The sequence below is a fragment of the Spongiibacter tropicus DSM 19543 genome (assembly GCF_000420325.1).
Taxonomy (GTDB): Bacteria; Pseudomonadota; Gammaproteobacteria; order Pseudomonadales; family Spongiibacteraceae; genus Spongiibacter; species Spongiibacter tropicus.
The window spans coordinates 212,299-223,966 of record NZ_ATUS01000003.1 but is presented as its reverse complement, the minus strand read 5'-3'; the positions used below and the strand labels follow the sequence as shown (position 1 = coordinate 223,966).

9 protein-coding genes are annotated in these 11,668 nt (G+C 59.9%); 6 read left to right on the top strand and 3 right to left on the bottom strand.

The window, feature by feature from the left end; translation table 11 throughout:
- Positions 1 to 85: 85 nt before the first annotated feature.
- The gene (locus tag G411_RS0114400) at positions 86 to 745 is read left to right on the top strand and encodes a TetR/AcrR family transcriptional regulator (protein WP_022959920.1); all 660 of its coding nucleotides are present in this window, start codon (positions 86 to 88) and stop codon (positions 743 to 745) included.
- A gap of 105 nt (positions 746 to 850) precedes the next feature.
- Here G411_RS0114400 and G411_RS0114395 read toward each other — a convergent pair whose 3' ends face one another.
- Positions 851 to 2,407 (bottom strand): class I adenylate-forming enzyme family protein, encoded by a 1,557-nt coding sequence (locus tag G411_RS0114395; protein WP_022959919.1) that lies wholly within the window; start codon positions 2,405 to 2,407, stop codon positions 851 to 853.
- A gap of 241 nt (positions 2,408 to 2,648) precedes the next feature.
- Here G411_RS0114395 and G411_RS0114390 point away from each other — a divergent pair, with 241 nt between their 5' ends.
- The 3 genes from G411_RS0114390 to G411_RS0114380 are packed head-to-tail and all read left to right on the top strand — an operon-like array spanning position 2,649 to position 5,964.
- On the top strand, positions 2,649 to 3,656 hold the full coding sequence (locus G411_RS0114390; protein ID WP_022959918.1) for an NAD(P)H-dependent flavin oxidoreductase: 1,008 nt from the start codon (positions 2,649 to 2,651) through the stop codon (positions 3,654 to 3,656).
- 10 nt (positions 3,657 to 3,666) lie between these two features.
- On the top strand, positions 3,667 to 4,860 hold the full coding sequence (locus tag G411_RS0114385; protein ID WP_022959917.1) for an acyl-CoA dehydrogenase family protein: 1,194 nt from the start codon (positions 3,667 to 3,669) through the stop codon (positions 4,858 to 4,860).
- A gap of 15 nt (positions 4,861 to 4,875) precedes the next feature.
- Positions 4,876 to 5,964 carry an acyl-CoA dehydrogenase family protein gene (locus tag G411_RS0114380; RefSeq protein WP_022959916.1) on the top strand — a complete coding sequence of 363 codons (1,089 nt, stop codon included), beginning with the start codon at positions 4,876 to 4,878 and terminating at the stop codon, positions 5,962 to 5,964.
- Here the strand turns inward: G411_RS0114380 and G411_RS0114375 are convergent.
- Positions 5,934 to 6,995, bottom strand: coding sequence for an AraC family transcriptional regulator (locus G411_RS0114375; protein ID WP_022959915.1), 1,062 nt, complete (start codon positions 6,993 to 6,995; stop codon positions 5,934 to 5,936). The genes G411_RS0114380 and G411_RS0114375 overlap by 31 nt on opposite strands.
- Before the next feature lie 183 nt (positions 6,996 to 7,178).
- Between G411_RS0114375 and G411_RS21615 the strand changes: the two genes are divergently transcribed.
- Together G411_RS21615 and G411_RS0114365 are read left to right on the top strand one after the other, a co-directional pair.
- Positions 7,179 to 8,195, top strand: coding sequence for an AraC family transcriptional regulator (locus tag G411_RS21615; RefSeq protein ID WP_022959914.1), 1,017 nt, complete (start codon positions 7,179 to 7,181; stop codon positions 8,193 to 8,195).
- 147 nt (positions 8,196 to 8,342) lie between these two features.
- Complete coding sequence (locus G411_RS0114365) at positions 8,343 to 10,769, top strand: TonB-dependent receptor (RefSeq protein WP_022959913.1); 2,427 nt, start codon at positions 8,343 to 8,345, stop codon at positions 10,767 to 10,769.
- Between the two features lie 21 nt (positions 10,770 to 10,790).
- On the opposite strand, the gene G411_RS0114360 is transcribed toward G411_RS0114365, so the two are convergent.
- The gene (locus tag G411_RS0114360; RefSeq protein WP_022959912.1) at positions 10,791 to 11,582 is read right to left on the bottom strand and encodes an EAL domain-containing protein; all 792 of its coding nucleotides are present in this window, start codon (positions 11,580 to 11,582) and stop codon (positions 10,791 to 10,793) included.
- Positions 11,583 to 11,668: the final 86 nt, after the last annotated feature.

Genomic DNA, 11,668 nt, shown 5'->3' with positions numbered 1-11,668 from the left:
TTGGCACTGTTATGATTATTTTGTACAAAAGTATGTTTATTTTGTACGCCTGTACGGTTTTCTCGTCAAGTGTTAGGCTCGCGCTATGAACAAGCCGCTGTCACTATCTGAAGAACTGTCCCCGCCGGAAGCCAGCAAAGCCGGTCAGGCTGCACGTAAGCCCGCCCAAGCGCGCGGCCGAGAGCGTTTTGAAACCATCCTGTCAGCCGCAGAAACCTTGTTGGCCGAGCGAGGCAGCGACGGGCTGTCGATTCCCGAACTGGCCTCGCGGCTGTCCTGCACACGCACCAGCATTTATCACTTTTTCCCCACGCCCTACGCCATCCTCAATGAGTTGACGCGCCGGTATTTGCAGCGGCTTGAGGATGAAGTGGCCGAGCTGGCTATCGGCACCACTGGGCGGCCGTGGCGCGAGGTGATCGATGATGTGGCCTCGCTCGTGGCAAAGTTCTATAACCGTCATCCGGTGGCGGGAATGCTGGTGCTTGGCGCGGTGGCGAGCAGTGAAAGCCATCAGGCCCTGCAGCTGAGTATTGCTCACCTGGGACACCATGTGGATGCACTGATGCGCGAGGCGGGGGTGGTCTTGCCCAATCGGGAACCCAATGCCACGGCGTTGACAGTTGAGCTGGGCACCGCGTGTCTGCGACTGTCCTACTACCTTCACGGCGAGGTCACCGAGGTATATCAGCGCGAATGTGCTGAGGCGATGATCCGGCAGTTGCAGCGCTACACCGGGGATTGATAAACGATAATCGGGGGTGCTGAGAAAAAAGGGGCGGCGGAACCCGCTGCGATGCAGCGAGAAAGTAACGCTGGAGGCCGAAGGTGGCTCCGCAGCCCAAGGCCGTCAACCTACACGCCGTTCCGACGCTTGCCAGTAGGGTTCACGGAGTACCCGCTTGAGCACCTTGCCTGAGGGATTGCGGGGAATTTCTTCAACAAAGGCATATTGGCGAGGGGTCTTGTACGACGCCAATTGTGCTTTGCAGAATTCGATCAGTTCTTCATCGCTGGTGCTTTGCTCCGGCGCCAGCACACAGACTGCCAGCGGCGCTTCGCCAAACTTCGCATCGGGCACGCCAATCACGGCAACGTCAGCGATGGCGGGGTGGGCAAACAAGACATTTTCCACTTCAGCCGGATAGATGTTCTCGCCGCCGGAGACAATCATGTCCTTCACCCGGTCGCGGATGTAGAAGAATCCTTCCTCGTCCACATAACCCGCGTCGCCGGTGTGCAGCCAGCCATCGACCACGGTTTCGGCCGTTTTTTCCGGCTGTTGCCAGTAGCCCTGCATGCTGGTGCCTGACCGCACCAGCAGCTCTCCGGTTTCACCGGGGGCGACTTCTTCGCCCTGTTCGTTCACCACTTTCAGCTCGCAGCCGGGCAGCGGACGCCCGCAGCTACGCAGCAGTTGTTCTTCGCCCGCCAGAGCCCGTTGATGGTCGGCGGATTGCAGGCACAGCACCATGCAGCTCAGCTCGGTCATGCCGAAGCCCTGCACGAAGTCGCAGTCAAAAACGCGAATGGCGGCGCGCAGGGTGTCGAGAGAAATCGGTGAGGCGCCGTAGGTGATGCGTCGCAGCGGAGAAAAGTCGCGCTTATCGAGATCTGGAACAAAGGCGAGAATGGCCTGAATCATCGCCGGAACCAGAACAATATCGCAGCCCTGGCTGCGGCAGATACCGTCGACGACCGCCACCGGATTGAAGTCTGCCATCAACTCTACCGTGAGGCCGTTACACAGCCAGAACAGGCTGGCAGCGATACCGGCCACATGGAACAGTGGCAGCGGCATGATGCCGGTATCGGCGACCTGCAAGCGCGGGGGAATCTGGGCGGTCATGATATAGCCGTCACTGAGCTGACGGTGAGCAATCATCACGCCTTTGGGCAGCCCGGTTGTGCCGCTGGTGTAGAGCTGCAGCACGGTACTATCGCTGTCGCCGGAATAGCGGTTCAGCGTCGCGGCGTCGCCGAGCAGACTGTCGAAGGACTCCCAGCCCGATGCACTGTCTTCCAGGGTGAATCGCGCACTCAGTTCCGCTGCGCTGTCAGCGTTATCGGCAATCGCTCGCAGTTCCGCGTCGCCCACAATCAGCACCGTACTTTGGCTGTCGCGCAGAATGCCGCTCAGTTCGGCACTCGCCAAGCGGAAGTTCAGCGGTACCAGCACGCTGCCCAGTTTCATGCTGGCCAGCAGCAACAGGGGGTATTCAATACAATTTTTAGCCAGCAGAGCGATGCGCTGCCCCGGTGCGATGCCGCGCTGCTGAAGACCGGCAGCCAGGCGCTCGGCGCGATCATTGAGTTCGGCGTAGCTGAGTGTCTGATCGCCGCAGCGCAGGGCGGTCACGCCGGGATGGTTCAGCGCGTTGAACTCGATCATTTTGTGCATGTGCATGGTGGGTCGCTCTCTATTATCTTCAGTTTGAGCTGATTTTGCGGGGCTAGACGGTTGAGGGCTTGAGGTGTAGACGCCAAAGCTTGTTGGCAGACGCCATCGATGCGGCAGCGCGGTGGCGGGCAGGTGACGTGATTGGACAAGTGCTGGCGTCAACGCGCTATAGGCTTGTGGGGCAGCGCCGTAGAGTGAGTCATCGCATCGGGGAAGACCGGTGCACGCATGACAAGAGGCAACGCGAATGATCAAAACACGTATTACTGAACTGCTGGGTATCGAGCATCCCATTATCCAGGGCGGCATGATGGCCGTCGGGCTGGCTGAATTGGCCTCGGCCGTGTCCAATGCCGGTGGCCTGGGCATTATTACGGCGCTGACGCAGCCAACGCCAGAGGATTTGCGCCGCGAAATTCGCCGCTGCCGCGAGATGACCTCAAAACCCTTCGGCGTGAACCTGACGCTGTTGCCGACGATTAACCCCGTGCCCTACGACGAATACGTGCAGGTGATTATCGACGAGGGCGTCAAGATTGTAGAAACCGCAGGGCGCAGCCCCGAGGCGTTCATGCCTGCGTTTAATGAGGCTGGCGTCAAAGTGCTGCACAAGTGCACCTCGGTTCGTCACGCGCTCAAAGCCGAAGCCATCGGCTGCGCCGCCGCCAGTGTCGATGGCTTTGAATGCGCCGGGCACCCCGGTGAAGATGACGTGCCCAATATGGTCTTGCTGCCCTGCGCCGCGGCCAAACTCAGCATTCCGATGATTGCTTCCGGCGGTATCGGTAATGGTCAGGGGCTGGCTGCCGCGCTGGCGTTGGGCGCCGAAGCGGTCAATATGGGGACCCGCTTTGTGGCGACGAAGGAAGCCCCGGTTCACGAGAACGTGAAGCAGAAAATGGTGGAAAGCTCCGAGCTGGACACCGCACTGATCTTCCGCACCCTGAAAAACACCGCCCGAATTTACAAAAACGCCATTGCCCGCGAAGTGCTGGATATTGAAGGCCGTCCGGGCGATACGGACTTCTCCGATCTGCAGCCGCTGGTGGCCGGTAAGCGTGGCCGCGAGAACGTGCTGGAGAAAGGGGATACCGACGACGGCGTGTGGACTGCCGGTCTGGTAATGGGGCTGATTAATGATATTCCGAGCTGTGCCGAGCTGATTGAGCGCATGGTCAACGATGCCGAAGCGATTATCGGCCAACGTCTGGCCAATATGCTGGTCGACGATGACGCCGCCCAACAGCGCGCCTGAGGAGAGCCCGATGACAGAAGATCGTTCATTAGAGGCCTTCCGCGACGAAGTGCGGGCTTTTATCCGCGAGTCCGCGACCGAGGAGATTCGCGAAGCGGGCCGCAAAACCACCAGCGTCTTTGCGCCCTTCAAGCAGGCGATGGCCTGGCAGCGCATTCTCGCTGACAAGGGTTGGGTGGCGCCGAGCTGGCCGCAGGAATACGGCGGTACCGGCTGGAGTCTGGAGCAGCGTTATGTGTTCGCGCAGGAATGCAACCGCGCGCAGATGCCGCCCATTCTTCCCCAGAATCTGCAGATGGTCGGCCCCGCGATTCTCGGTTTTGGCAGCGACGCACAGAAGGAGGAATTACTGCCGCGCATGTTGTCGGGAGAGGATTTCTGGTGTCAGGGCTACTCCGAGCCCGGCGCGGGCAGTGACCTTGCGGCGCTGAAATGCCGCGCTGATCGCGACGGTGACGACTACATTCTCAACGGTTCGAAAATCTGGACCACCTACGCACAGCACGCCAACAAGATGTTTGCGCTGGTGCGCACCAGCAGCGAGGGCAAGCCCCAGCAGGGCATTACTTTCCTGCTGCTGGATATGGGCCTGCCGGGTATGGAAGTGCGCCCGATCCTCGGTTTGGACGGCGCGCCGGAGCAGTGCGAAGTCTTCTTCAGCGACGTGCGTGTGCCCTGCGCCAACCGCGTCGGTGAAGAGAACGAAGGCTGGACTGTCGCCAAGTACGTGCTGGAGTTTGAGCGCGGTGGCAGCACCATGGGTGCCTGGCTGGTGCCTGCGGTCGAGCGTCTGCGTGAACAGTGTGAGCAGGTTGATGAACTCGGGCAGCGCCGTCTCGACGATCCGGTACTGGCGCGTCGTCTTGAGGCGCTGGAAATTGAGGCGCTGGCCGTGGAGCACACCGAAAAGCGGGTGAATGCCGGCTTGAAGCACGGACAAAACCCCGGGCCGATGGCTTCCCTGCTGAAAATTCTCGGCACCGAAGTCATGCAGCGTTTCTCTGAACTGCAGCTTGAGGTTACGGGCCTGCGTTCACTCGTCTACGATCCGGGCGCGCTGGAAATTGGCGCGGCCCCCAGTGACTTCAGCGAAGACGAGCTGTTGGCAATGCCTTACTACATGAATACACGGGCCGCATCCATCTATGCCGGTTCCAACGAAGTGCAGCGCAGCCTGCTGGCCAAGGCCGTCATGGCAGGATAAGAGAGAGGAATTTCCATGCAGTATCAATACACCGCGGAACAGCAGGAATTCCGCGACAGCCTGCGCCGCTTTGTCAGCGATCACTACGACTATGAGCGACATCGCCAACGCCTCGCCAAAGGTGAGCATTTTGATGCGGGCCTATGGCAGCAGTGGGCGGAGCTCGGCGTGCTGGGGCTGGCGCTGGACGAGGAATACGGCGGCTTGGGCAGTGGTCTGGATGACATGATGGCCGTTGCCGAAGAGCTGGGGCGCGGTCTGGTGCCCGAGCCGGTGGTGCCAGTGGTCGCGGCTGCACGCCTGTTGGCGAGCATTGCGTCACCCGCGCAAGCCGAGGCGTTGCTGCCCTCGCTGGTCGGCGGTGAGCTGCGCCTGTCACTGGCGTGGGAAGAAAGTGCCAGCCGTGGTAATCCGCTGGTCGTACAGACGCGCGTAAAAGACGGCGCGCTTTACGGTAAAAAATGTGCGGTTCTGGGTGCGGGAGAGGCGCAGCAGTGGCTGGTCTCTGCCCGCAATGAGCAGGGCGAGCTGCTGTTGCTGCTGCTTGCCGCGCAACCCGCGGGTTTGCGTCGCTATGTGATGGCCGATGGCCGCGCCGCCGGAGACATCCAGTTTGACGGTGTGCCGGTCGATGACAGCGCGGTGCTGTGTCGCGGTGATGCGGCGGAGCGCGCGCTGCGGCAGTCGGTATCGGAAAGTCTGTTGCTGATGGCGGCAGAGTCGCTGGGCTGCATCGACAGCCTGCTCAGTGTCAGCGGCGAGTATCTGGTAACCCGCAAGCAGTTCGGTATGCCACTGGCGGCATTTCAGGCGCTGCAGCACCGCTTCGCCGATATGTTTATCGCTGGCGAGAAGCTGCGCTCATTGTTGTGGGCGGCTTTTCAGCAGCAGGGCCGCGAGGGCTTTCATCGCGCTGCTGCGCAGCTCAAGGTGCAGTTGGCGGAAAGTGGTCGCTACGTCGGTCAGCAGGCGGTGCAGTTGCACGGCGGTATCGGTATGACTGACGAGCTGAACGTGGGGGCCTACTTCAAGCGTCTCACCTTGATGGAGCTAATGGCGGGCCAGCGAGACGATCACCTGGCGGGATTGGCACTGGCATCCTGATCGGCAAACTCGCGCCGGCGTGCGGCTTCCGGCGTTTCGCCGAAGTACTCGGCAAAGGCGCGGGTAAAGTTGTTGCTGTGTCGATAACCCAGTTGCAGGGCAATGGCCTTGACCGGCATTTGGGTATTGCTCAAATACTGCTTGGCCAGCGCCATGCGCGCTTCCTGACAGACTTCCCGAAAGCTGTGGCCCTGATCGGCGAGATAGCGGCGCAGACTGCGCGGGTGCATATTCAACTGCGCGGCGGTGCCGGTGAGCGAGAATGCGCAGGACTGCGGATTTTCCACCAGCGCGCGGCGCACGCGGGCGGCAATGCCGCTGCCCCGGTAGCCGTCGCCAAGCAATTCACGCAGCTCGGTCGACAGGCTGCGAATCAGTGCGGTATTGCCTGAGGGAATGCGCTGATGGATCAGCGTCGATGGGGTAATCAATACATCGTGAGCGCGGTTGAAGTACACCGGACAACCAAACAGCTCCTCGTAGCGTGCGGCATAGTCGGGCGCCGGATGGCTGAAGTGGACTTCTGCGGGCGTGCTGGCCCGACCGCTGGGCACAATGGATTGGATACAGCGCCAAACCGCCAGCATACTCATTTCCATCAGCATTTCGCGGTGCGGGCGCGCCCGGCTGGTCACACTGAATACGCTGCTGGCGTACTGCTCCTTCACCACAATTTTATTGCGCAGCAGATAGTTTGAGCTGCTCAGTGCGTGGCTGGTCATTCGCGCGGCCTGCAGAACGGTCGGCGCGGTGAGCACTGCATAGCCGAGCAGCCCCGAGTCGGTAATCTGCGCGCGGTCGCCGAGCTGCAGGGCAATATCCGGCACGGCGCCGCGCCGCAGGGTATGCATCACCCGCAACACCGCCTGCATGCTGCCGTTCTCGTCGCGACTGGCCATCGACCAGTCCGACTTGACGCCACAGTCGACCGCGAGCTGGCCGGCATCGACCTGCGGGTAACGGTTCAGCAGAATATCCCGCAAGAGCCCGAGTCGGCGTCGACCGATATGTTCAACCTCAAAAAGCTGCATGATCGCGTACTGTTGTTGTGCAGGGCGTGGACCAAAATGATAGCCATTACTGGACCCAAATGATAGCAAATGCTCCTGCTGCTTCGCCTTATGCTGGTACGCTGCCTTCGCAGTGCAGGGAATCTTCCCATCAAAATAATAAGGAAAGTCGGTCGCCAGCCGGACTTTCAGGAGGAGAGAAGCATGAGAACCCCCACCGTTTGCAGCGAATACCTTGATAGCACACTCCACTATCTGGAAGGGCGTGGAATCACCCCTGAACAGCTTCGTGGTCTGTTGCGACTGGATGTGCGGGAGCACGTCAGCGACAGCGGGCGCTTCCCGCTGCGTCTGTTTGAAATCGTACTGGATGCCGGTGAGCAGTTGCTGAAAGACCGCTACTTCGGTGCCCGCGCCGGTGTGCATTGTTCGCGTCAGGCCTGGGGCATGGTGAATTACCTCGGCATGAGCGCGGCCAATATGAAAGAGGCCATCGATGCCGTTGTGGCGTTTTCGCGTTTGCTGATCGATCACGGCGATGTGAATTTTGAGAGCATTGATGAGGACCAGACGCGGTTGAGCTGGCGAGTGCCTCCCCGCCAGATGCCGTCTCGGCATGTCATCGAGTTTTTCTTCACCAGTTGGTATCGCGCCAATAAGCCGCTGCTCGATTGCTGGTGCAGCCACCGTGAAATCCACTTCCAGCACGCCGGTCCCGGCGATGCCACCGAAATTGCCCGTATCATTCAGGCGCCGGTGCACTACAACAGCCACAGCAATGCGGTGGAGTTCGACCGCACTTTTCTGGCGCGCCCCACGCAGTTCCCCCACCCGGAGATTCACGAATCGCTGTTGCAGATTGCCCGTGAGCAGCTCGCCAACCTGCAGTTGGAAGACCGGGTAATTCGCGAGGTGATGGACTGCATTATCCGCCAACTGCCGGAAGGGGTGCCCCGCCTGGAGGATGTGGCCGCCGAACTGGATATGGCGCCGCGCACCTTGCAGCGCAGGCTCAGCTACATCAACACCAACTTCAAATGCCTGGTGGACGATGCGCGCAAGGAGCAGTCCCGCAAGCTGATTGTCGACTCCAGTGTCGGCCTGCTGGATATCTCGGCGGAGCTGGGTTTCAGCGATCAGAGTGCTTTCCAGAAGGCGTTCAAACGCTGGTTTGGTAAAGCGCCCGGCCGCTACCGAGTATCCATGCAGGCCGTCGGCTAGCGTTTTCTTCTCTATGTTCCGGGGCGCCGACGGTGGCGCCCCGGGCCAAAAGTGGCGTGACGCAGAATAGCCGTCTTGTGTAATCCAGATACTATTCGTCCCTGTGATAACAAAAAAATAACGATTCCCTCACAAGGACGGTCCCTCATGAAACGCCTATCCGTGTTGCTGTCAGCCGTACTGCTGCTGTGTTTCTCATCGTGGCTTGTCGCCGCGCCGATGCTGGAAGAAGTTGTCGTCACCGCGCAGAAGCGTGAGCAGAGCGCGCAGGATGTTCCCATTGCCATTACCGCCATGTCGGCAGAAGCCATGCGCGCCGCCGGCGTGACCGACATTGCCGACCTCACCGATATCAACCCCAGCATCAGTTTCGATGTGGGGCAAAGCTCGCAGAACTCCAGCCTGAAGATTCGCGGCATCGGCACCGTCGGCAACGGCCGCACCTTTGAAGGAGCGGTGGGCGTATTCATTGATGGCGTGTACCGCTCGCGCTCCGGTATGGCGCTGCAGGATATGAATGACATCGGCTCGCTGGAATTGCTGCGCGGGCCGCAGGGCACACTGTTTGGTAAAAACACCGTAGCGGGGGCCCTGTCGCTGAACAGCACGCGCCCCAACTTTGATGGCGTCTCCGGCAATGCCGAAGTCTTGCTCGGCAATTACAACAAAGAGCTGATTTCACTGGCGCTCAACCTGCCACTGACCGACCGTCACGCCCTACGAGTGTCGGCCATTTCCAATCGGCAGGATGGCTTTCTGCGCAGCCGCCAGCAGGACGGCCGCACCTATAATCAAACCGACCGCCTGAGCGCCAAAGTGCAGTGGCTGTTTGATATCAGCGATTCGCTGGAGTCTCACCTGATTCTCGATTACTCCACCGCCGATGCCGGTTGCTGCTGGGGCAGTGTGCAGGTGCTGAGCGGGCCGCTGACCGACGATCTGATCTACTATGCGAATCTGCGCGGGCTGGATTTCTACACCGACCGCAACGCGGAAGATCAGCGTCTGACCAATAACAATTCCCGCTCCTCCGAACTGCGTGACGACATGGGCCTGAGCTGGACCCTGAACTGGGCGCTGGAGAATATGGACATCAAGTCGGTGACCGGCTTGCGGCGCTTTAAAGACGAGCAGGTTAACGGCGACGCGGACTTTGGCCCGGCGCATATTCTGCAGTTGAATGAGCCCACGCAGATCGACTTCTTCTCGCAGGAAATCAACCTCTCCACCAGCTTTGGCCCGGTGGATCTGATTGCCGGTCTGTACTTCTCCAAAGAGGAATACAGCAGCTACCGCAACTTTGTGGCGGATACCGACGCCAACAACTACGCCAGCTTCCGCACCACCATGGCCATTCCCGAGCTGCTCGGCCTGAGCGTAGATACCGCGCCGCTCTGTCGTCCGCCGGGGATGACCCTCGGTTGTACCACCTTGCTGAGCGGTTTGCTGGGGCCGTTGGGAATCGGCGCTTTCGACCTGTTTCCCGCCGGTGGCGAGAAAATCATTGAAGACAATTACTATCAGGATGCCACCAGTGCCGCTGCCTTTGTTCACGCGCAGGCAGATCTGGGGGCAGGCTGGACCGCCATTGCCGGTCTGCGCTACAGCCGCGATGAGAAAGAGGGCGGCTACGATCAGCTTTATTGGTACGACTCTCTGCTGTCGCGCCTGATCATCAACACCGGTTTGCTCGGCCCTGTACCGTCAGGTGATGCAAGTACACCACGAAACGCGCTGGACCTCTTCGGTATCTATAATTCGCCGAGCTTCTATGACGAGTACGAAAAGGGTGTCCTTACCAGCACCGCGTCGCTGCAGTACGCCTTCAATGACGATGTGATGACCTACCTCACCTACAGTCGCGGTTACAAATCCGGCGCCGTTAATCTGTTCCAGGAAGCCGCCAACTTCAACAACACCACCTATGCCCCCGAGTATGCGACCAGCTGGGAGCTGGGGCTGAAAAGCCGCTATTGGGATGGCCGCGCACAAACCAATATCGCCCTGTTCGACACGGTGTATGAGAACCTGCAAATCAACTTCTTCAATGGCTTCAATTTCTTCACCCGCAACACCGGGGAAGCGGTCTCACGCGGCATTGAACTGGAAAATACCGTGCAGCTCACCGACGCCCTGCGCGCCGAGCTGAGCGTCACCTGGCTGGAGGCCGAATTCTCCGATTTGGGTGACGCTCCCGATACCATTCAGCATCTCGATGGTCGGCAAACGCCGCGTGCGCCGGATCTTTCCGGGGTGATGGCACTGACCTACGAGCAGCCGCTCAGTCAGTCGCTGATGGCCTATGGCCGCGTGTCGGGTTCCTACAGCGGTGAACACTGGGCCAGCCCCGACACTGCAGATGAGCCGACGCAGGGTCCTTATACCCTGTGGGATTTGAGTTTGGGGATGCGTTTTATGGGGCGGTTTGATTACGACCTGAGTCTGTTCTGTAAAAACTGTACCGACGTGACCTATCGCACTATCTACTTCGCGATGCCGGTACAGGAAGGCTCCTTCAATGCCTACCTCAACGAGCCGCGCCAGATGGGTGTCAGTCTGAAAGCGAGTTTCTGATAAGGCGCCGCGCCGGGTGGCTCAGCGTCGCAGTAGCTGGCGGGGTTGCTTGACCCTCGCCAGCATCGTCGCCAACTCGCTGGCGCTCAGATCATCGCCCACGCCATGGCCCTGCACAAGGCTTGCGCCCATTGTCAGCGCCTCCTGAATATCTTGCTGGTTCTCAACGCCGGTCACGATGCAGCTCCACTGGTGGCGCTGAGCGGCTTCCACTGCCTGAGACAATTGCCGTTGCCGCACCTGTTTGTCGGTGAGACTGGTGCCCAGACGGGGCGGCAGGCGGACTTCACTGAGCATGTCGCAGCAGGTGTCTCCCAGGCTGTCGGGGTTCTGATAGAAATTGCTCACCGCCAGATGAAAACCGTTGTCTACCAGTTGGCTCAGCGGTCTGATGTGCTGATAAAAATCATCCAGCAGGCGCGAGGGGAGAATCAGGGTCAGCCCGTCGGGGTTGTCGCCACTGTCGCGAAATACCCGCATCAGCGCGTCGACCAGAGCCGGGTCCTGTAGATCGTGAAGGCGCAGCGATATTGCCAGCGGCAGTGAATAGCCCGCGTTGCAAAGCTGCTGGCGGGCACGCAGGCTGCGAATCAGGTAGAACAGCAGGAAGTTAAGGTGCTTGCCCCGTTCCTCCAGCGCAGGCAAAAACTGCTCACCGTGCTGAGAGCCGAATCTGCTGCTGTGCCACAACAGCTTGGTATCCAGGGCGTGAAGTTGACCGCTGGCGGCATTCACCTGCGGCCGGTAGCGAAGGAGAAATTCCCTGTTCTCTACGCCATAAATGATGTCGTTAATACTGAAAGCCGAAATCATGCACCATCGCTTTGGCTGTGCGGCAGTACTGTGCGAGGGGAATACCTGCACAGAGATCACGGCCACATGGCTAAGTCTCAAAAATT

What these genes read in the sequence shown, in the direction of transcription:
- G411_RS0114385 (WP_022959917.1), top strand. Translation starts at nt 3,667, where the DNA reads ATGACAGAAGATCGTTCATTAGAGGCCTTCCGCGACGAAGTGCGGGCT.
- G411_RS0114375 (WP_022959915.1), bottom strand. Translation starts at nt 6,995, where the DNA reads ATGCAGCTTTTTGAGGTTGAACATATCGGTCGACGCCGACTCGGGCTC.
- G411_RS21615 (WP_022959914.1), top strand. Translation starts at nt 7,179, where the DNA reads ATGAGAACCCCCACCGTTTGCAGCGAATACCTTGATAGCACACTCCAC.
- G411_RS0114400 (WP_022959920.1), top strand. Translation starts at nt 86, where the DNA reads ATGAACAAGCCGCTGTCACTATCTGAAGAACTGTCCCCGCCGGAAGCC.
- G411_RS0114390 (WP_022959918.1), top strand. Translation starts at nt 2,649, where the DNA reads ATGATCAAAACACGTATTACTGAACTGCTGGGTATCGAGCATCCCATT.
- G411_RS0114365 (WP_022959913.1), top strand. Translation starts at nt 8,343, where the DNA reads ATGAAACGCCTATCCGTGTTGCTGTCAGCCGTACTGCTGCTGTGTTTC.
- G411_RS0114360 (WP_022959912.1), bottom strand. Translation starts at nt 11,582, where the DNA reads ATGATTTCGGCTTTCAGTATTAACGACATCATTTATGGCGTAGAGAAC.
- G411_RS0114380 (WP_022959916.1), top strand. Translation starts at nt 4,876, where the DNA reads ATGCAGTATCAATACACCGCGGAACAGCAGGAATTCCGCGACAGCCTG.
- G411_RS0114395 (WP_022959919.1), bottom strand. Translation starts at nt 2,407, where the DNA reads ATGCACATGCACAAAATGATCGAGTTCAACGCGCTGAACCATCCCGGC.